Below are 20,385 nucleotides of genomic sequence, written 5' to 3'. Positions count from 1 at the left end.
GCCTCCCCGCAGCCCCGCCTCCGGCGGTGTGTGGGGCGTCGGGCCGCCCCCGCCGCCCCCCGCCGCGCCCCCCCCCCCCCCCCCCCCCCCCCCCCCCCCCCCCCCCCCCCCACTACAGGTCTGGCTTTACCGGTAAGGCCCCTGCCGAGCATGGCTCGGCACTACAGTGAATCGCTTGCCTCACGCGCGGATCAAAGCGCGTCGAGGTCACCCAAGGCGCGGATCAAACGCCTGGCGCGCTTGTCGGGCTTGTGCTCCGGGGCCTGGTAGCCGGTGCGCTCGGCGGCGCGACGCAGCTGTAGTTCGTGACGCGCCTGCTTCGAGGCCGCCGACTCTTCGTACATGGCCTGCGCTACCGGCGCCGAACCACGTTTGTCACTCAGCCCGCGTACCGCGATCTCGAAGATCTCATCGCCACGCTGCACCCGCAGCGCATCGCCCACGCGGATCGCGCGCGAGGATTTGGGGCGCTGCCCTTGCACATCCACCTTGCCGGTATCCACCGCCTGTTTGGCCAGGCTGCGGGTCTTGAAGAAACGTGCGGCCCACAGCCACACATCCAGACGAATGCTTGCTACCACTACGACTTCACCACTCATCGCGTTGCCATGACTCCTGTGTAAGCCACCAACCGTTGATACCTGACTCCGGCACCCTCACCCGCAAGATGCTAGTGTGCCAGCCCACATCCCGACAGCGTTGCCCATGTCGAAAACCAAGCAAACCCGCTCGCTGACCGAAGGCCCTATCGGCACCAGCCTGCTGATGTTCGCGCTACCCATTCTGGCTGGCAACATCGCACAGTCGCTGAACGGGTCGGTCAATGCCATCTGGGTGGGCAAGTTCCTCGGCGAGGCGGCGCTGACCGCCACTGCCAACGCCAACAACATCATGTTCTTCCTGATCGGTTCGGTGTTCGGCATCGGCATGGCCGCCACCATCCTGATCGGCCAGTCCATCGGCGCCAAGGACCTGCCGCAGGCGCGGCGGGTGATGGGCACCAGCGCCACCTTCTTCATCAGCCTGTCTGCGGTCATCGCGGTGCTGGGCTGGTTCCTGTCGCACCGCTTGCTGCTGGCGATGGGCACACCGGCCGAATCGCTGCCGATGGCCGATGCCTATCTGAAGGTGATCTTCCTGGCGATGCCGCTGCTGTACGCGTTTGCCTTCATCACCGCCGCCTTGCGCGGTGCCGGCGATGCGCGCACGCCGTTCCGCTTCTTGCTGTTGGCGGTGCTGCTGGATATCGCCTTCAATCCGCTGCTGATCTTCGGCGTGGGCCCGTTCCCGGAACTCGGTATTGCCGGTGCAGCCTGGGCCACGTTCTTCTCGCAGGCCTTGGCGCTGGCCGCGCTGATGCTCTACCTGCGCAACAAGCGACACATGCTGTGGCTGGGCCGCAAGGATATCGGCCTGTTGAAGATCGACACCGTCATTCTCAAGGCGCTGGTGGTCAAGGGCGTGCCGATGGGCCTGCAGATGATCCTGATCTCGCTGGCGATGATCATGATGATCAGCATGGTCAATGGCTACGGTGTGGAAACCGCCTCGGCCTATGGCGCAGCAATGCAGCTGTGGACCTATGTGCAGATGCCGGCCATGGCCATTGGTGCTGCCTGCTCGACGATGGCCGCGCAGAATGTGGGCGCCGGCCTTTGGCCACGGGTGGAAGCCACCGCGCGTACCGGTGTGTTGTTCAACTTCCTGCTGACCGGTGCCTTGATCGCGCCGATCATCCTTTTTGATCGCAGCACCCTGGCGTTGTTCCTGCCTGCTGCCAGCGAGGCGCTGGAGATCGGCCGGCACCTGAACCACATCGCGGTATGGTCGTTCCTGTTCTTCGGCGTCAACTTCGTGCTGTCCGGCGTGGTCCGTTCCACTGGCGCGGTGCTGCCACCGCTGTTGATCCTGGCAATCGGCATGTGGGGCATCCGCGTGCCGTTCGCACTGTGGCTGCAGCCACGCTTTGGTGCCGATGCGATCTGGTGGAGCTTCCCGATCAGCGCGCTGTGCTCGATGCTGATGATCATGGCCTATTACCGCTGGGGTAACTGGCGCAGCGCCAGCATCCTCGACAAGCCAGCGCAGGCCACCCCGGCGGAAGTGCCGGCTACGCCGCCGTCGCCGGTGGCGGATCCGGATGTGGAATTGGAGCGCTAGACAGCGTTGTAGGAGCGGCGTCAGCCGCGAAGCTGGCATTGCTGGAAAGGCCTAGAAGCTCAACCCCTCCCCAACCCTCCCCTACGCCTTCGGCGCAAGGGAGGGGGCAGAAACACGGCGGATCAATAACTGCCGTCGAAGGCGAAGATCGGCTTGCGCTGCTGCCACAGGCCCTTGGTGAAGTCAGGGAACTCCAGGGTCTGGAAGCTGTTGGCGATCGACTGCTCGGACAGCGGCGTGATCGCACTCCAGGTCACGGCATCGTAGATGTCGATCGGCATCGGTGCCTTGGCCTTCAATGCTTCCACGAACGCGTGGATCACGAACCAGTCCATGCCGCCGTGACCAGCGCTGGCGGCGGTATCGGCATGCTGCTTCCACAGCGGGTGCTCGTACTGGTCCTGGTAGGTCTTGAACTCTTCCCACTGGTGCGGCGGGCTACGCCCTTCGATATGGATGCCGTGGTTGACGTCCATCCACAGACCCTTGGTGCCCTGCACGCGGAAGCCCATCGAGTACGGGCGCGGCAGGGAGGTGTCGTGCTGCAGCAGGATGGTCTCGCCGTTCTCGCAGGCCAGCGTGGTGGTGACGATGTCGCCGAGCTTGAACTTGACCTTGGTGCTGGGATGGGTGGTGCCACCGCTCTTGGCCACGGTGTAGTCATGCAGACCGCGCGCCTTGCTGGCGAAGGCATTGATATGGGTGAAGCGATTGCCGCGATTGATGCCGGTATACATCGCGCACGGACCGATGCCGTGGCTGGGGTACAACTCGCCATTGCGCTGTACCGAGTGCTCGGTGCGCCAGCGTGCTTCCGACCAACCCTTGGCGCCGAACTCCACGCCGCTGTCGTAGGGATGCTCCGGCGTGCCGTCGTTGAACTTCACCCCGCGCAGGTCGTGCTGGTAACCGCCCTGCAGGTGCACCAGTTCGCCGAACAGGCCCTGCCGCACCATCTGCAGCGCAGCCATCACGTCACGGCGATAGCAGACGTTCTCCAGCAGCATGTACGGCGTGCCCGTGCTGAGCTGGGTGTTGAGCACATCCCAATGGTCCTGCAGGGTAATGCCGGCGACCACTTCGCAGCCCACCGCGACCTTGGCCTGCATCGCGGCAATCGCCATCGGTGCATGCAGCTCCCACGGGGTGGCAATGATCACGCCGTCCAGGCCACGCTGCTCCAGCAGGCGCTTCCAGGCATTCTGGTCGCGGTCGGCGCCGTAGGCCTGCGGTGCCGGCTTGCCGGCCTTGGCCACCATGTCCGTTGCGCGGCCGAGCATGATCGGCTCGATGTCGCACACAGCAACCACTTCGACGTCGTCGCGGCGCACCAGTTCCTTCAGCAGTACCAGACCGCGCATGCCGGTGCCGATCACGCCCAGACGCACCTTGCGGCCACGTGCCCAGGCGGGCGTTTCCGGCAACAGGCTGGTGGCGGCCAGGGCCGCGCTGGCCATGATGAATTCCCTACGCTTCATTGTGTTTCCTCTTTCATGGGTCGTGCCGGTGATGGCAGGTGTGCCACGACCGTGCTGACGGTGTCACTGTCTTCCCCCTCATGCAATGCATGAGGGGGAAGCACTGCTGCGGTGGATCAGAACTTGTAGGTGGCGGTCACGCTGTAGATGCGACCAAAGTTGTTGGCATAACCGGAGAAGTTCATCCAGTCGTTCGGATCGTAGAACGGCAGGCGATTGAACAGGTTCTTCACCGTCACGCCGACGCTCAGCTTCTCGATCGGACGCCAGTTCACGCTCAGGTTTGCCGTCCACCACGCCGGTGCGCCGCCGCAATGGCCGGGGGCCAGGTCGAGGAAGCTGCCGGTGCAGGTCTGCGCGTTGTTGTCCTGCGCGTCGATGCGGTCGTAGGCCCACTTGGTGCCACCGACATAGTTGACGTAGAAGCCGGTATCCCACTTGCCATACGTCCAGTTGGTATTGAACGTGGCGCGCACCTTCGGGTTGTTGTAATAGCCAACCAGGTTGCCGTAGTACCAGCCGTCACCGTTGTCGGAGTTGTACATATTGCGGTTGGCAATGGTCGCGGCCACACCGATGTTCAGGCGGCCCCATTCACCCAGGTCGAAGCGGCTGCGCAGATCCACGTCGAAGCCGTCGATCAGGGTGCGGCCACGGTTGCTGTACTGGCCGATCACGCTGGCGACGTTGCCGATGCTATAGCCCGGCAAGGTGCCCGGACAGGTCACGCCGCTGGCCGGGTCGTTGCACATCGCAGCCAGTGCAGCGAGGTTGGACTTGTCGGATTCGGTGATCGGGAAGCGCGTCATCGAATCGATGTCTTCTTCCTTGCTGTAATCCGGCGCGACGATTTCATCACGGCGGTACACGAACCAGTAGTCGGCCGACACCGACAACCAATCGGTCGGCTCCAGCACGACGCCCAGCGTGGCGATCTTCGCCTTCTCCGGCTTCAGGTCCTGGTTGGGCTGGGTCATGCGTGCCACGTTGCGGCTGCAATCGCTGTTCCACAGGCTGTTGCCAAGGTCCTTGTCGACGACGCGGTTGGACTGCCGCAGCAGGCCTGCGATCGCATTGGTTTCCGCGCAACGGACTTCATCGCGGTAACCGCCGATCTGCGCATACACGCCACCGCTGCCGGCCTCGGCCAGGCTGGGTGCACGGAAGCCTTCCGAATAGGTACCACGCAGCATCAACTGCGGCAGGGCCTGGTACTTCAGGCCGATCTTCGGCGCGGCATTGGCGCTGAAGCCCGGGTACTTGTCCAGGCGCAGTGCCAGGTCCATCTCGAGCTTTTCGGTGAGCGGCGCCACGGCTTCGGCGAACAGCGCGTAGGTGTTGCGCTTGCCGTCGAACCACGAGCCGCCCTGCTGGGTGATCAGGCCGTTGGCAGCATCCGGGTTGCCCGGGGTGTAGAAGGTTTCGCGGGTGGCGTTGAAGCCGAATGCCGCGCGCACTTCGCCGGCCGGCATGTTGAACAGCGGGCCCTCGATCTTGCCGTCCAAGGTGTGCAGGCGGGTCCACGACTCGATGTCGAAGGTCGGGAAGGCTTCGCGGATCAGCGCCGCGTTGGCTTCACTGATCTCGCCGAACTTGTAGGCCGGATGATCGGAAATGATGACGCGGCCGGTACCCGGATCGATGGTGTACGGACCGAAGGCTTTCTCGAAGCCTTTCAGGTTGACGTTGGTGGTCTGGTAGGTGACCGAGTGCGAACCTGCGGTGGCGAATGCGGTTTCCCAGTTCCAGTCGCCGGCAGCACCACGCAGACCTGCCACCACGCGGTAGCTGTCGTCGGTATTGCGCTGACCGAAGTGGCCACCGCCGACGTCCTGCAACAGGTAACCCAAACCGACCACACCGCCATTCATCGCCTTCAACTCCGGGCTGGCGTGGTTGTATTCATTGTTCGGGCCGAGCCACGGGGTCAGGAACTGGTTGACCGTATTGCCGGTGTTGCGCGAGAACCAGCTCTGCGGATTGCCGGTGGTGGTGCCATACGCACGCGGCGTACCGCCATTGGCATGCAGGTCGATGTCGGTGTAGGTAACTTCGGCGAATGCCTCGGTGCTGTCATTGAGCTGGTAATGACCATTGACGTAGGCAGTGACACGCTTGGAATCCGCGCCGCCGTTGATCTGCCGGTTCATCCAGGTCTGCCAGATGCAACGCGTGCCACTGCTGACCTGCAGCACGTTGTTGCAGCCCGGTGCAGCCTCGTCCTTGCGCACGCCGGTGACCGGATCGATGGCGTAGTAATAGCCGGGGTTGAACACGCCCGGCGCACTGCCGGTGTCCAGGCGCAGGTTCTTGATGTAGTCCGGATTGTTGACGTAGAACTGGCCCGGGTGCTTGAGGTACCACTCGCTGTCCGGAATGCCATCGCGCTCATACAGGTTGACGCTGGCATAGACGTTGTAGCCGTCCTCGGCCATGTCGCCGAAACCGCCGGTGACGCTGGCCTGCTTTTCACCGAAGGAATCAAAACGCGAGGCAGTGTCCCAGGTGCCGCTGACTTCCAGGCCCTGGTAGCTGCTCTTGGTGATGACGTTGATGACGCCGGCCACCGCGTCGGTGCCGTACACGGCCGAGGCGCCATCGGTCAGCACTTCCATGCGCTCGATCACCGCGGCAGGAATGGCATCGATGTTGACGAACTGGGTCTGGAAGCCAGCCGGTGCGCCGTAGTACGACAGGCGGCGACCGTTCAACAGCACCAGCGTGCCCTGTGCACCAAGGCCGCGCAGGTTGGCCTGCGAAGCGCCATCCGAACCGGAGAACAAAGACTTGGAATCGACCTGGCCCGGGCGTGCCGCCGGCAGGTTGTCGAGCACCTGCAACAGCGTGCGTGCACCCATGTTCTGGATGTCCTGCTTGCTGATCACCTGCACCGGCGATGCGGTTTCCACATCGGTGCGGCGGATGTTGGAACCGGTCACCTCGATGCGGGACAACTCGGTGGTCTTGTCCTTTTCCTTCTCGGCCTTGTCCTGCGCGAAGGCAGGTGCGGTGATGGCGAACAGCACGCTGGCGACAGCCAACGATAACGGGGCTTGCAAACAGCGTTTGGCACTGCGGTTGGCTGGCAACATCGGGGTTCTCTCCTGGCAAGGGCACGCAAAAAAACAGCAGTTGGCGGGCAAAGCGATCCCATGCCACGGTTCGTGGACCGTAGCCGGGGGTAATCCGGTGGGAGGAGCGGTGTTACGGGTGGGTCATGGGGCGAGGATGTCGGCGGAATCGCCCTCCTCGCCGATCAGTACGGCGTTGGCCCAGTTGGCGCAGACCTGGGACGGTTGGCTACCCTGCGCGCCCAAGGTGCGCAGGCTCAATCTGGACAGGCCACGGATGTCGAGCTCGGGCTTGACCACACCCGGTGCTTTGACGAAACCGCTGTCATAGAGCAGGCGGTCATCGCCCCATACCTGGAACTGGAGTCCGCCGGCCTGACGGCATTGGTCGTCGACGCCGAGGTCGGCGCGTAGCGTTTTCCATTGGCCCTTCAAGCTCATGTCGATGCGGCTTTGTGCACCGACGCCGAGCCCACGGCGGAACTGCAGGCCGTTCATGCGCATCGGCACCGCGGCAGCGAACGAACGGTCGGCATGCACCTGGGCGGCCAACACGGCCGGCAGCGGCAGCTGGGAGAGGTATTGCTGCCGCGCCGGCCGCTCGGCCGTTTGCTGCTCGAGGATGTGGAAGGTGGACAGTGCAATCGGGCCAACATCGCGCGGCTGCAGTGCATCCACCGCACGTGCGGTGCTGCCCTGCGCTGCGGTCACCATCGGATCGGCGCCACTTGCGCCATCGCCATCCGGATTCTGCACGCTGAGCACACGGAAGCGCAGCAGGCGACCGGCATGGGCCGGGAAATCGATGCGCTGCAGTTCCTGCTTCAGTTGCAAATGGCCGGTGGCAATCGGCTTGCCCCACTCACCATTGCTGTCGGCCATGTAGATTTCGTAATCACGTACCTGGCCATGCTTCCAATGCTGGTCATTGCGCGGTGCCAGTTCGATGCCGTCGATCAGCTTGCGCTCGCCAAAGCCCACCACCCACTCATGGGCACCGGTGCGGATGGCCTGGTTGCGCACGCTGCGGAACCACGTCGCCGGATCGTCGTCGAAGGCGTTTTCCAGCGGATGGCCAGGCTCTTCGGCCGGACGGTTGACCACCAGCAGGCTGTCGGAGGGCAGCGCGCGGCCCAGCTCCGGTGCGTTCGGGAAAGCGTCGTCAGCCAGTGCGGCGGCGACCGGGAAATCCAGCTGCAGCTTCAGCGGCGCGCGGATGTCCTGGCTGGCGGTGCGCACATGCAGCGTGCCCTTGCGTTCCTTTGCATCGAAGTACCAGCCTTCGCTGGCCGCCTGCAGTGCAGTGGCATCAGCCAGCTTGGGCAGCGCGCGGCCATCCAGCTGCACGGCTGTCGGCGCAGTACGATTCAACACGCGCAGGCCATAGCGACGCTGCGCCAGCTGACCTTGATACGCGCCCTGCACCGGTGCGATCTCGACCTGCACCGGGCCACTGCCCTGCGCCGGTGCCTGCACGCGGATCTGCTGCGTGCTCGACTCGCCCTTCTGGTAACGGCGGGTGCTGCCATCGTCTTCGTACAAGGTGTAGCTGGATTCGCCCTGCGGATACAGATCGAAGGTCACTTCATCCAGCGGCTTTTCGCCGTCGAACAGCATCTCCGGATACATCGGCAGGATCGCGCCGGCGCGCACGAATACCGGCAGCGTCGCCAGTTCGACCGGACGGTCGAGCTGCTTGCCTGCGGCACCGGCCTGAAGATGGCGGCCGTCCCAATAGTCGTACCATCCACCAGCAGGCAGATGGATATCGCGACGCCAGCCACGGCTCGCCGCCTGGCTGCGATACACCGGCGCGACCAGCAGATCACGGCCGAGCAGGAACTGGTACTTATAGGTTTCGTCCTGCGCGTGTGGGTCCTGCGGGTTGTCCCACATCAGTCCGCGCACCGGCGGTGCACCGCTTTGTGCGGCATCGTGCACCAGCCCGTACATATACGGGGTCAGGCGCATTTTCAGCTTGAGGTAGTCGCGGTTGATCGAGCGATAGGGCTCATCGAAGGCCCAGGGGTGCTTGCGCGCGTTCGACGACCAGCCGGACATACCCATCAGCACCGGAGTGAAGGTTTTCCACTGCAGGTCGCGGGTGAAGGTCTCGGCGCTGCCGCCGAAGATCGCATCGACGTCGCCGCTCGCATAGGCCATGCCCGACAGACCGGAACCCACCAGGGTCGGCACGTGCCAGCGGATGTAGTCCCAGCTGCTGCTCTGGTCACCGGTCCATGCAACCGCATAACGCTGGATGCCGGCCCAACCCATCACCGTCCACAGGAACGGGCGCGAGTCGGAGTTGTTGAGAATTCCGTCGAAAGCCTGCCGGTTGGCATCCATCGCGAACTGATAGCCCTGCCCGGTCCAGGCCACATCCAGCTTCTGCACGCGGCTGCCGGCCTTGCCCACTTCCCAGGCAATCTTGTCGACGCCGTTCTCGGTCCACAGGCCGGTCTTGAAACCGTACTTGGCCAGGCCCTGCACGGTTTCCGGCAGCTGCTTGTAGCCGCAGCCATAGCCGTCGTTGGGCAGGATCCAACCGCCCGGCATATCGTTCTCGCGGTACTTGGCGGCAACGCTGTTGACCACGTCGATGGTGGTGCCGGTGGGGCCATCGCTCCAGCCTTCGGGAACGCTGCCGGGCTTCTTGATGTTGTCGCCGTCGTTGTAGCAATCGGCATCGCCGTAGGACAGCGCCCAACGCGCGACCAGGTTCGGTCGGCCGGTCAGCTGGGTGTAGCGCTCCAGCAGACGCTGCAGATCATTGCCGACGAAGTAATAGGCATCGAAGCGGTCTTCGCGGTGCAGCAGCGTGGCCTGGTCCGGTTGGCGCAGGTCATAGCTGCCGTCGCTCCAGGTATTGCGCAACATGCCCCAGCCGCGTGAGCTGAGCAGCATCGGCGCCGGGCTCGGGCGGTCGCCCTCTTCCCAGCCACCGGAATAGGAAACTTCAAGTTCGCGGCCCTTGAACTGGAAACGGCCGTTCTGCTGGCCGCCACCGTAGAAGGCTTCATCGGCCTGTGAGGACAGCACCTGCACGCTCTGCTCGGCGCTCAGATCCAGCGGCTGCTGTTCCTGCCATAGCGACACCGGCTTGCCGCCGTCCAGACGCTCCAACCGCAGCTGCAGGGGCTGCCGCTGCACATGCAGGACCAGCGCCGGGGTACGCACACGGATTTCCTGCGCGTCTTCCTCCAGCTGCGCCTGCACCTGCTGCACGGGCTGCGGCAACACGATGGGCGCGGCCTTGTCACCAGCGCCGGTCAGCTTGCCGTTGCGGCCGGCCTGCACATGCACGATGTCGTTGGCCAGCACCTCGATGCGCAGGGTGCTGCCGGTATCACTGCGTACGTCCCAGGCACGCACGCCGTCGCGGCCATCGCTGGCGGTGACGGAGCGCAGATTGCCGATGGGCTCGGCCTGTGCGGTCACTGCCGGCAACAACGAGGCCGAAAGCAGCGCCAGCAACAGCGGCGATTGACGAACGCAGTGTTCCACCTTGCCTCCAACCCGTTCAACGGGCGTTTCGAAACCGAGTGCGCCGACTCTAGGGCAGGAAATCGAAAGATGTCAACAAAATGAAAGCAAAAGATAAGTAAGATTTCTTGCAATCGAAAGATGGTGCGCAGCACCAACTTTCACATCGCGAAGCTGAGCGTATTCATTGCTGCGAAAGGGTTTCCCGGGAAACCTTTCGCTTCAGACGATTCTCAAGGGAATAAAGCCTAATCAAATTATTTCTTTCGTTTTGCTTTCGCTATTTGACATTTCGAAAGAAAAGAAAGATGGTGCGCTGGCCAATCAGGAATCACACATGGATGCCACCCTGCTTCACGATCTGACCGCCTGGCAGCGCCTAGGCGGAGCCGATACCGCAACCGAAATCGCCCAGCAGCCCGCGCTCTGGGAAACCCTTGCCCTGGATCTGCAACAGGCCGGCACGCGCCTGCAGGATTTCCTTGGGCAGCGCCTGTCCGATCCGCGCCAACGGGTGATCTTCACCGGCGCCGGCAGTTCCGGATTCATCGCCGAAATGGTGGCCGACACCATCAACGCGCAGTGGCCGGCCGAAGTGCGCGCCGTGCACACCACCAGCCTGCTCACCCACCCGGCGCTGTACCTGCAGCGCGATCGCCCGACCCTGCTGGTGTCGTTCGGCCGCAGCGGTTCCAGCCCGGAAAGCGTGGCCGCCGTCGACCGCGTGCGCGCCGACGTCGACGATGCCCGCTTCCTCGACATCACCTGCAATGCCGAAGGCGAACTGGCCCGTCGTGGCACCGGTCGCGAGGACACCTGCACGCTGCTGATGCCGGCCGCCAGCTGCGACCGCGCTTTCGCCATGACCAGCAGCCTGAGCTGCATGCTGCTGACCGCACTGACCGTGTTCGACAGCGCACCGTGGGCCGAGCGCGTACAGCGCCTGCAGCAGGTTGCCGCACTCGCGCGCCAGGGCTTGGACAACTGGGATGCAGCGGTAGCTGCGCTCGCGGCGCAGCCGTACAACCGCGTTATCTACCTGGCCAGTGGCCCGCTGGAAGCGCTGGCCCGTGAGGCTGCGCTGAAGGTATTGGAACTCACTGCCGGCCGCGTGCTGGCCCTGGCCAATACCCCGCTGGGTTTCCGCCACGGCCCCAAGTCCACGCTCAATGATGAAACCCTGGTCGTCGTGCTGCGCAGCGCCGAAACGCTGTCGCGTCGCTACGAACAGGACCTGCTGGAAGAACTGCGCGGTGACGGCGTCGCCGGCAAGGTATTGTCGATCGGCCCGCATTCGGACCTGGGCATCCACGACGACTACACCTTGTCCGTGCCTGCCCTTCCAGACAGCTGGCTGGCGCCGGTATGGCTGCCGTTCGCCCAGCTGTACGCCCTGCAGCGCTCGGCCGCACTCGGCCTGACGCCCGACAATCCGTTCCCGGACGGCACCGTCAACCGCGTGGTCAAGGGCGTCACCATCCACCATGGCTGATACCCGCGCCCCGGCCTGTTACGGCATCGACATTGGCGGTACCAAGATTGAACTGGTGGCCTGCGATGCCGCCCTGCAGGTCGCGTGGCGCAAACGCATCGCCACCCCGCAGGGCGACTACAACGGCTTCCTGCAGGCGGTGGAAACGCTGGTTGCAGATGCCGATGCAGAACTCGGCCAACGCGCGCAGGCCATCGGCATCGCCCTTCCCGGCGTGCGCGAGCGTCGCAGTGGCCGCCAGCTCAGTGCCAACGTACCAGCACTGACCGGCCAATGCGTCAGCGCCGACCTACAGGCGCGCCTGCAGCGAACGCTGCATTTCGGCAACGACTTGCAGTGCTTTGCCTTGTCCGAAGCACACGGCGGCGCGGCGGACGGTTACCCCAGCATGTTCGGCGCCATCCTCGGCACCGGCGCCGGCGGCGGTTACTGCCTGCACGGCAAGCTGGTCGGTGGCTTCAACGGCCTGGCCGGCGAATGGGGCCACTGGAGCGTGCCGGCCAACCTGCTGCAACGGCATGGTTTGCCGCTGCTCGATTGTGGCTGCGGCCTGCGCGGCTGCGTGGAGCGCTATGTCTCCGGCAGCGGCGTGGCCATGATCGAACGCCACCTCGGCGGCAATGCGGCCAACGCCAGCGAAGTCATCGCCCGGGCCGAAGCCGGTGACATCCGCGCCATGCAGGCGCTGGATATCCACCGCGACCTGCTCGGCCATAGTTTTGCTGCGTTGATTCTTGCCTTGGACCCGCACGTCATCGTGCTCGGCGGCGGCCTGTCGCAATACGCGCCGCTCTACCAGCAGCTGCCTGCGGCCATCGCCGCACATCTGTTCACCGGCGTGGAAGTACCGCCCATCGTGCCACCGCGTTTCGGCGATGCCGGCGGTGCCCGCGGCGCCGCCCTGCTCGCCTGCCAACCCGCTTACCTGATTCCCGGAGCTTGACCATGTCACCGCTGCAATCCCTGCTTGCCTCTCATCGCCAAGGCCACAACGTCGGCCTGTACAGCGTCTGCTGCAGCAACGAACAGGTGTTGCGCGCTGCAATGCATGTGGCCGCGCAGCACGGCACCGTGCTGCTGATCGAAGCCACCTCCAACCAGGTCGACCAGTTCGGTGGCTACACCGGCATGACCCCGCCGCAGTACCGCGCCTATGTGGAAGCGCTCGCCGACGAAGAAAGCTTCCCGCGCGGTCAGCTGATCCTCGGCGGCGACCATCTCGGTCCCAACGCCTGGCAGAAGCAGCCGGCCGCAGAAGCGATGGCCAATGCGCGCGTGCTGATCGAGGCCTACGTCGCCGCCGGTTTCCACAAGATCCATCTGGACTGCAGCATGTCCTGCGCCGATGACCCGACCCCATTGCCCGATGCTACCGTCGCCGCACGCTCGGCCGAGCTGGCGGTCATCGCAGAAGCCACTGCCAAAGCCAACGGCCTGCCACCGCCGGTCTATGTGATCGGTACCGAAGTGCCGATTCCCGGCGGCGAAGCCTCGCTGGCAGGCGGCCTTGCAGTCACCACGCCGGCCGCTGCCGCGCAGACCCTGGCCATCCATCAGCAGGCCTTCGACACACCGGAACTGCGCAATGCCTGGCAGCGGGTCATTGCAATGGTGGTGCAGCCGGGCGTGGACTTCGACCACAGCAGCGTGCACGAATACGACGCCGCCGCTGCCAGCGAGCTGGCGGATTTCCTCGAACAGCAGCCGCGCATCGTGTTCGAAGCGCACTCCACCGACTACCAGCGCGAGTCCGGCCTGCATGCATTGGTGCGCGATCACTTCGCCATCCTCAAGGTCGGCCCGGCCGCAACGTTTGCCTACCGCGAAGCCTTGTTCGCACTCGCCGCGATCGAAGCCGAACTGCTGCCCGCCGCACAGTGCTCCAAGCTGCCGCAGGTATTGGAACAGGTGATGTTGGCCAAGCCGAAGAACTGGCAGGCGCATTACCACGGCGATGAAGCCACCCTGCGCCTGCTGCGCTCCTACGCCTTCAGTGACCGCTGCCGCTATTACTGGGGCGAGCCGGAACTGCTGCAGGCCGTGCAGACTTTGTTCACCAATCTGGAACAGCACACCCCGCCGCTGGTGCTGCTCAGCCAATACCTGCCGGGCCAGTATGTGGCTGTGCGCGAAGGCCAACTAGCCGCCACGCCGGCCGCCTTGGTGCAGCATCGCGTCGGCCAGTGCCTGGGCGAATACGCGCGTGCGTGCAGCGCCAATCAGGCAGGTACGCGCAAGCAAAGCGAAAGTTTGCGCACCCAAAACCTTGCGAACGGTTAATCTCCGCTTTCAAACGCACACGAGAACTGACCATGCGCAATACCCGTCCCCGCCGACAGCAGATCCTGCAACGCCTGATCGACCAGGGCTCGGTGCAGGTTGCCGAACTGGTTGACCAGTTCGGCGTGTCGGCGGTGACCATCCGTACCGACCTGGGCCACTTCGAGGCCCAGGGCCTGGCCACGCGCACCCACGGTGGCGCAACCCTGGTACGCATGCCGCCGCAGGAACAGGACATCCACGAGAAAGATGCGCTGAACCTGTCGCTGAAGGAATCCATCGGCATGCGCGCCGCGCAGCTGGTGCAACCCGGCGACAACATCATCATCGACTCCGGCTCCACCACCATGACCCTGGCACGGCATCTGCGCGATCATCGCGACGTCACGGTGATGACCAATGGTTTGAACATCGCCTGGGAACTGGCCAACGCACCGGCGGTCAACGTGCTGCTGACCGGCGGCCTGCTGCGCAAGCAGTCGCTGTCGCTGCAGGGCAGCCAGGCCGAAGCCAGCCTTAACTCCTATAGCTTCGATACCTTGTTCCTCGGCGTGGACGGCCTGGACCTGCAGTTCGGCCTGACCACCCATGACGAAGCCGAAGCCCGCCTCAATCACCGCATGGTCGAGCGCGCCCGCCGCATCGTGGTGCTGACCGACGCCTCAAAATTTGGCCGCGTCAGCCTGCACCGCATCGCCCGCCTCGACCAGATCCACGCCATCATCACCGATACCGGCATCGACGATGCCACCCGCGAGGGACTGCAGCGCCAGGGCATCGAAGTGATCACCGCCGAGCCACCGCTATGACCGCTACCCGCAGCCTGTACGGCCGCATCCTTACTCCGTTTGGCTGGCGCCGCGGCCACGTCCACTTCGACCAGCAGCTGCGCACGCTGGAGGTGGAAGACCACGCGGGTGATAGCGGCGATCTGCCGATCATCCTGCCCGGCTTCATCGACCTGCATGTGCATGGCGCAGCTGGCGTGGACCTGATGCAGGGCGGCGATGTCGCCCGCCGCATTGCCCACACCCATGCCCGCTACGGCACCACCACCCTGCTCGGCACCACCATGACCGCCGAGTACGCCGAGATCGAGAACGCCCTGCGCGGTGTAGCGCAGGTCATGGCGACGCCGGATGCGGATGCCGCGCAGATCATCGGCGTGCATCTGGAAGGCCCCTTCATCAGCCCGCAGCGGCTGGGCGCACAGCCGCCACGCACGCTGGAAGCAACGCTGGAGTCGGTGCAGCACCTGCATGCCCTGGCCCCCATCAAGGTGCTGACGATCGCACCGGAGATCGGCCAGCACACCGCCTTGATTCCAGCGCTGGCAGCGATGGGCATCCGCGTGCAGATCGGCCACAGCGCAGGCACATACGACGACGCGGTCGCCGCATTGCAGGCTGGCGCGGTTGGCTTTACTCATCTGTTCAACGGCATGACCGGCGTTGATCACTACAAGCCCGGTATCGCTGTTGCCGCCTTGGCGCATGCCGAATACGCCGAACTGATTCCCGACCTGCAGCATGTGCATCGCGGCGCGATCCGCATGGCGGTGCGCGCGATCCCGCGCCTGTACGCGGTCACCGATGCGACCGCCGCCACCGGCATGCCTGATGGCGAGTACGCCTTGGGCGAACAACGCGTGCACAAGTGCATGGGCTGCGTGCGGCTCTCCACCGGCTCGCTGGCTGGCAGCGCACTGACCATGGATCAGGCGCTGCGCAATCTGGTCGATGTCGGCCTGGAACTGGCCGATGCCTCGCAACGTGTCTCCACCATCCAAGCCGATTACCTCGGCCTGGAAGACCGCGGCCGCATCGCCCCGGGCCTGCGCGCCGACATGGTGGTGCTGGACTCGCAATTGAAGTTGCAACAGGTATGGATAGCCGGCAACCCGGTCGAGCCAAACTGATCCGCTCCATGTAGTGCCGAGCCATGCTCGGCATACCGCGCGAAGGCGCGGCGCGATCCGGCAGCGCATACACCGGAGCAAAGTGCAGCCGAGCATGGCTCGGCACCACAAAACCCAGCCCCAGGAACGCGCCGATGACAGACACCACTTTTGCCGTGCCCGCCAGCGACGCCGCGCCGCGCTGGCCAGTGCGCTATCTCCTTTTCATCGCCGGTCTTGGTGGCCTGCTGTACGGCATCGACATCGGCATCATTGCCGGCGCCCTGCCCTATCTGGAAGCCACCGCCAGCCATGCCTGGCAGCTGAGCAGCCAACAGATGGGCTTCGTGGTCGCGGCGGTATTGCTGGGCAGTGTGTTGTCATCGCTGTTCGCCGGCATGATCGCCGACCTGATCGGCCGACGCGGCGCGATGATGCTCGCCGGCGTTCTGTTCACCGCCAGCATTCCGATCATGGCGCTGGCCTCGGGCTATACGCCGCTGCTGCTTGGACGCCTATTGCAAGGCATCAGCGGTGGTTTGATCGGCGTTGTGGTGCCTTTGTATCTGGCCGAAGTGCTGGGACCGGAACGACGCGGTCGGGGCGCGGCGATGTTCCAACTACTGCTGACGGTTGGGCTGGTGCTGGCCGCCTTGATTGGCCTGTACCAGGCGCATTCGGTGGATGCAGCGACCGAGTCGGTGCGCAATCTGCCACTGGTGCAGCAGGCACAGCATCTGTTCGCGGTGAAGGACCAGGCCTGGCGCACGATCTTCTGGACCTGCCTGCTGCCGGGTGTGGTGTTCTGCATCGGCCTGTTCTGGCTCAACGAATCACCACGCTGGCTGGCACGTCGCGGTCGCATCGATGCCGCACGTCGCGGCTTGCAGGCCACGCTGCCGCCGTCGCAGGTGGAAACCACGCTGGCGCAGATCCAGAATCCAGTCATCGCGAAGGCCGAAGGCGAGCGCGACCGCCTTTTCAGCCGCCGCTACATGGTGCCGTTCGTGCTGGCCTGCCTGGTGTTGGCTTTCACCCAGGCCACCGGCATCAACTCGATCCTCGCTTACGCGGTCAACATCCTCAATCAAGCTGGTCTGCCGGGTGCCGCTGCGAACGGCGCGGATGTGGCGATCAAGCTGCTCAACGTGATCATGACGCTGGTCGCCTTGTTCCTGGTGGATCGCAAGGGCCGCAAGTTCCTGCTGATGATCGGCAGTGGCGGCATCTGTCTTGCCCTGTTGGCTGCAGCGATGTTGTTCTTCAAGGCCGAACAGGGCCGCGCCGATGTGCAGCAGGTATTGCAGCGCGCGGTGCAGGCAGATGGCCTGCAGCTGCAGCTGGATGCGGCGCAATGGCATCAGCTGGCCGGTACCCGCAATCGCGACGGGCAACCCTCGCAGCTGACGGTGTCGTGGAGCTATGGCGGCTTCAGCGATGTGCGTTCGCTGCGCAGTGACAACCCCAGCGATCAGCAGCTGTTGATCGAGCGCTCCAGCACCGTGCACGCCGACAGCGTGATTGGGCGTTTCTTCCGCAACCTGCACCTGAATCCCTTCCCTGACCCGAGCGCCGCTGCCAATGCACCGCTGCGCATCGAGCAGGCCTGGATCGGCGCGGTGCCGCCGGCTTCGCATGGCTGGGCGGTGGCGGCCTGCATCCTGGTATTCGTAGCGTTCTTCGCGGTCGGCCCAGGCGTATGCGTATGGCTGGCCTTGTCGGAGTTGATGCCAAACCGCATCCGCTCGAACGGCATGAGCATCGCGTTGCTGATCAACCAGTTCGTATCGACTACGATCGCGGCGGTGTTCCTGCCGACGGTCGGCCACTATGGCTACGCGAGCATGTTTCTGTTCTGGGCGGCATGTACGTTTGCATTCTTCCTGATTGCTGCGTTCTGGTTGCCGGAGACCAAGGGCAAGACGCTGGAACAGATCGAGGCGCATTTCCGCTGAGCGACGGCAGAGCTACAAGCCAAAGCAAGAATCAAAAGTCCCCTCATCCGCCCTCCGGGCACCTTCTCCCGCAGGCGGGAGAAGGGACAGCGGAGCTTTTCTGCTGTTGGATAGTTGGCCACGCAGAGCGCAAGCAACACCTAAGATCCAAGCTTTTCCACTTAGTGGCAGTGGAGCTACAAGCCAAGCAAGAATCAAAAGCCCCTCATCCGCCCTCCGGGCACCTTCTCCCGCAGGCGGGAGAAGGGACAGCTAGGCTTTTCTTGCTATCGGATAGTTGACCGCGCAGAGCGCAAGCAATGCACCAGCCCCCAGCAATGCCAGCCTTCCCTTCTCCCGCCTGCGGGAGAAGGTGCCCGGAGGGCGGATGAGGGAGCTTCTACGCTTCTACGCTTCTACGCCTCTGAGCTTCTACGCTTCTACGCTTCTACGCTTCTACGCTTCTACGCTTCTGAGCTTCTGAGCTTCTGAGCTTCTGAGCTTCTGAGCTTCTGAGCTTCTGAGCTTTCCCAGCTTCCAGCCCTCACTCCATCCAACCCCACAAACGCAAACGGCCACCCGAAGGTGGCCGTTGCTGCAAACAGGCAGAGCCTGTTGGCGGGACTATCAGCCGGCAGCCTTGGCAGCCAGGCGAGCAGCCTTGGCCTGCTGGGCAGCAGCCAGATCTTCCTTGATGCGGGCAGCCTTGCCTTCCAGGCCACGCAGGTAGTACAGCTTACCGGCGCGAACCTTACCGCGGCGCTTCACTTCGACCGAGTCGATGATGGCGCTGTGGGTCTGGAAAACGCGCTCGACGCCGTAGCCGTGCGAGATCTTGCGCACGGTGAAAGCGGAGTTCAGGCCAGCATTCTTGGTGCCGATGACGACGCCTTCGTATGCCTGCACGCGCTCACGGTTGCCTTCCTTGACCTTCACGTTCACCACGACGGTGTCGCCCTGGCTGAACTTCGGCAGTTCGCGGGTGATCTGGGCGGATTCGAATTCCGCGACGATGGACTTGTTCAGCTTGCTCATTGGGTTACACCGATTGTTCGGGGTGGGCGTGTCGGTATCGACAGCTTAGGCTCATACAGTCGCCGGATTGCGCTGCACGTTATTGTTTTGGCTCCACGTCAAGCCATTCAGCCGACGGGAACTCGTAATTCTAACTTACTGATCGCCCTCGGCGCCAGTAGCTTGCTTGAACGAATCTGCAAGCGCCTGCCGAGCTTCGGCGAGCAGCTTGCGGTCGACCTTGTTCAGGCCGGCCTCGTCCAGCAGATCCGGGCGGCGCAGCGCGGTACGCAGCAGCGATTGCTGGCGGCGCCAGGCGGCGATGGCTGCATGGTTGCCGGAGCGCAGCACGTCCGGCACATCGCCCAGCGGGTGGCTGGCCGGATGGCTGAAATGCGGGCAATCCAGCAGACCATCGCCTTCAAAACTGTCCTGGACCGCCGATTCGGCGTCGTTCAGAGCACCGTCCTGCAGGCGGGTAACCGCATCGATGATCACCGCCGCACCCAGCTCACCGCCGGACAGCACGTAATCACCGATGGAAATCTCCTCGTCGACCTCGCCCGCCAGGAACCGCTCGTCCACGCCCTCATAGCGGCCACAGAGCAGGATCATCCGCGGCAACGCCGCCAACTCGCGGACCTTGGCCTGGTCCAACGGCCGGCCCTGCGGGCTGAGATAGATCAGTGGTGCCGGGGTGGGATCGGCCGCACGCGCCGCCGCCAGGGCCGCACGCAGGGGCTCGATCAGCATCACCATGCCGGGGCCGCCACCGAATGGACGGTCGTCCACGCGGCGATAATTGCCCTCGGCATAGTCACGCGGGTTCCAGCCATGCAGTTCAAGCAGGCCCCGCTCCTGCGCACGACCGACCACGCCCAGCGCGGCCGATTGGGCGAGAAACTCAGGGAACAGGCTGATGACGTCTACACGCACAGGCTTTAAAACTCCGGATCCCAGTCGACCACGATCAGGTTGGCCTCGAAATCCACGGATTTGACGAAGTCGCCCATCACGAACGGAATCATCCGCTCACGGTCGCCGCGGGTTACCAGTACGTCGTTGGAGCCAGTGCTGAACAGGTGCGAGGCAATACCCAGCTTGACGCCTTCGACGGTCTGCACGTCCAGGCCTTCCAGATCGACCCAGTAATACTCATCCGCGCTCGGCGGCGGCAAGGCGCTGCGGGCGATGTAGATCTCGGTACCGATCATGGACTCGGCCACGTCGCGGTCGCTCACGCCCGGGAAGGTCGCCACCAGGGTCTTGCCCGAATCGCGGCCACGCACACCGGTCAGCTCGGATTCCTGCCCCGCAGGGGTACGCAGAATCCAGGGCTGGTACTTGAAAATGGCGGAACGCGGCTCGGTCCAGGACTCAAGCTTCAGTTCGCCGCGCACACCAAAAACGCCGGCAATCCTGCCCAGCAGGATCCGGCGCTCGATATCTTTCTTCATATAGCAGTCGGGGGGGGGGGGGGGGGGGGGGGGGCGGGGCGGGGGGGGGCCGCGGGGCGGCGGGCGGGGGGGGGGGGGGGGGGGGGGGGGGGGTGGGGGGGGGGGGGGGGGGGGGG

At 64.4% G+C, this 20,385-nt stretch carries 14 protein-coding genes; 7 read left to right on the top strand and 7 right to left on the bottom strand.

Features of this window, described 5'->3' with window-relative positions; translation table 11 throughout:
- Positions 1–191 precede the first annotated feature (191 nt).
- Entirely contained in the window at positions 192–599 is a 408-nt protein-coding gene (locus ACVOLZ_RS20075) for an RNA-binding S4 domain-containing protein (protein ID WP_481517662.1), read from the bottom strand.
- 106 nt (positions 600–705) lie between these two features.
- Between ACVOLZ_RS20075 and ACVOLZ_RS20070 the strand changes: the two genes are divergently transcribed.
- Positions 706–2,160 carry an MATE family efflux transporter gene (locus ACVOLZ_RS20070; protein ID WP_481517661.1) on the top strand — a complete coding sequence of 485 codons (1,455 nt, stop codon included), beginning with the start codon at positions 706–708 and terminating at the stop codon, positions 2,158–2,160.
- A gap of 122 nt (positions 2,161–2,282) precedes the next feature.
- Here the strand turns inward: ACVOLZ_RS20070 and ACVOLZ_RS20065 are convergent, their stop codons facing one another.
- The 3 genes from ACVOLZ_RS20065 to ACVOLZ_RS20055 form a co-directional block, all read right to left on the bottom strand.
- Complete coding sequence (locus ACVOLZ_RS20065; protein ID WP_481517660.1) at positions 2,283–3,638, bottom strand: Gfo/Idh/MocA family protein; 1,356 nt, start codon at positions 3,636–3,638, stop codon at positions 2,283–2,285.
- A gap of 116 nt (positions 3,639–3,754) precedes the next feature.
- Complete coding sequence (locus ACVOLZ_RS20060; protein WP_481517659.1) at positions 3,755–6,730, bottom strand: TonB-dependent receptor plug domain-containing protein; 2,976 nt, start codon at positions 6,728–6,730, stop codon at positions 3,755–3,757.
- Positions 6,731–6,853: 123 nt separating this feature from the next.
- Positions 6,854–10,216, bottom strand: coding sequence for a TIM-barrel domain-containing protein (locus tag ACVOLZ_RS20055; protein WP_481517658.1), 3,363 nt, complete (start codon positions 10,214–10,216; stop codon positions 6,854–6,856).
- Between the two features lie 316 nt (positions 10,217–10,532).
- Between ACVOLZ_RS20055 and ACVOLZ_RS20050 the strand changes: the two genes are divergently transcribed.
- From ACVOLZ_RS20050 to ACVOLZ_RS20025, 6 genes are all read left to right on the top strand, one after another.
- A complete protein-coding gene (locus ACVOLZ_RS20050; RefSeq protein WP_481517657.1) occupies positions 10,533–11,687 on the top strand; it encodes an SIS domain-containing protein in 1,155 nt (384 codons plus the stop codon).
- A complete protein-coding gene (locus ACVOLZ_RS20045; protein WP_481517656.1) occupies positions 11,680–12,630 on the top strand; it encodes an ROK family protein in 951 nt (316 codons plus the stop codon). Before ACVOLZ_RS20050 ends, ACVOLZ_RS20045 begins: the two co-directional genes overlap by 8 nt.
- A 2-nt stretch (positions 12,631–12,632) precedes the next feature.
- Complete coding sequence (locus ACVOLZ_RS20040) at positions 12,633–13,967, top strand: D-tagatose-bisphosphate aldolase, class II, non-catalytic subunit (protein WP_481517655.1); 1,335 nt, start codon at positions 12,633–12,635, stop codon at positions 13,965–13,967.
- Between the two features lie 26 nt (positions 13,968–13,993).
- Positions 13,994–14,776, top strand: coding sequence for a DeoR family transcriptional regulator (locus ACVOLZ_RS20035; protein WP_481517663.1), 783 nt, complete (start codon positions 13,994–13,996; stop codon positions 14,774–14,776).
- A complete protein-coding gene (gene nagA, locus ACVOLZ_RS20030; RefSeq protein ID WP_481517654.1) occupies positions 14,773–15,885 on the top strand; it encodes an N-acetylglucosamine-6-phosphate deacetylase in 1,113 nt (370 codons plus the stop codon). Before ACVOLZ_RS20035 ends, nagA begins: the two co-directional genes overlap by 4 nt.
- A gap of 134 nt (positions 15,886–16,019) precedes the next feature.
- A complete protein-coding gene (locus ACVOLZ_RS20025) occupies positions 16,020–17,819 on the top strand; it encodes an MFS transporter (RefSeq protein WP_481517653.1) in 1,800 nt (599 codons plus the stop codon).
- Positions 17,820–18,425: 606 nt separating this feature from the next.
- On the opposite strand, the gene rplS is transcribed toward ACVOLZ_RS20025, so the two are convergent.
- The 3 genes from rplS to rimM all read right to left on the bottom strand — a co-directional run bounded on the left by rplS (position 18,426) and on the right by rimM (position 20,269).
- A complete protein-coding gene (gene rplS, locus ACVOLZ_RS20020) occupies positions 18,426–18,833 on the bottom strand; it encodes a 50S ribosomal protein L19 (protein WP_481513194.1) in 408 nt (135 codons plus the stop codon).
- A gap of 135 nt (positions 18,834–18,968) precedes the next feature.
- Positions 18,969–19,748, bottom strand: coding sequence for a tRNA (guanosine(37)-N1)-methyltransferase TrmD (trmD, locus tag ACVOLZ_RS20015; RefSeq protein WP_481517652.1), 780 nt, complete (start codon positions 19,746–19,748; stop codon positions 18,969–18,971).
- 5 nt (positions 19,749–19,753) lie between these two features.
- Positions 19,754–20,269 (bottom strand): ribosome maturation factor RimM, encoded by a 516-nt coding sequence (gene rimM / locus ACVOLZ_RS20010; RefSeq protein WP_481517651.1) that lies wholly within the window; start codon positions 20,267–20,269, stop codon positions 19,754–19,756.
- Between the last annotated feature and the right edge of the window lie 116 nt (positions 20,270–20,385).

It is taken from the genome of Stenotrophomonas sp. STEN020 (genome assembly GCF_056760195.1).
This window is presented reverse-complemented; position numbering and strand designations above follow the sequence as displayed.

Bases quoted from the DNA above. Each gene is read 5' to 3' on its own strand.
- ACVOLZ_RS20075 (WP_481517662.1), bottom strand. From the start codon at position 599: ATGAGTGGTGAAGTCGTAGTGGTAGCAAGCATTCGTCTGGATGTGTGG.
- ACVOLZ_RS20070 (WP_481517661.1), top strand. From the start codon at position 706: ATGTCGAAAACCAAGCAAACCCGCTCGCTGACCGAAGGCCCTATCGGC.
- ACVOLZ_RS20065 (WP_481517660.1), bottom strand. From the start codon at position 3,638: ATGAAGCGTAGGGAATTCATCATGGCCAGCGCGGCCCTGGCCGCCACC.
- ACVOLZ_RS20060 (WP_481517659.1), bottom strand. From the start codon at position 6,730: ATGTTGCCAGCCAACCGCAGTGCCAAACGCTGTTTGCAAGCCCCGTTA.
- ACVOLZ_RS20050 (WP_481517657.1), top strand. From the start codon at position 10,533: ATGGATGCCACCCTGCTTCACGATCTGACCGCCTGGCAGCGCCTAGGC.
- ACVOLZ_RS20045 (WP_481517656.1), top strand. From the start codon at position 11,680: ATGGCTGATACCCGCGCCCCGGCCTGTTACGGCATCGACATTGGCGGT.
- ACVOLZ_RS20040 (WP_481517655.1), top strand. From the start codon at position 12,633: ATGTCACCGCTGCAATCCCTGCTTGCCTCTCATCGCCAAGGCCACAAC.
- nagA (WP_481517654.1), top strand. From the start codon at position 14,773: ATGACCGCTACCCGCAGCCTGTACGGCCGCATCCTTACTCCGTTTGGC.
- ACVOLZ_RS20025 (WP_481517653.1), top strand. From the start codon at position 16,020: ATGACAGACACCACTTTTGCCGTGCCCGCCAGCGACGCCGCGCCGCGC.
- rplS (WP_481513194.1), bottom strand. From the start codon at position 18,833: ATGAGCAAGCTGAACAAGTCCATCGTCGCGGAATTCGAATCCGCCCAG.
- rimM (WP_481517651.1), bottom strand. From the start codon at position 20,269: ATGAAGAAAGATATCGAGCGCCGGATCCTGCTGGGCAGGATTGCCGGC.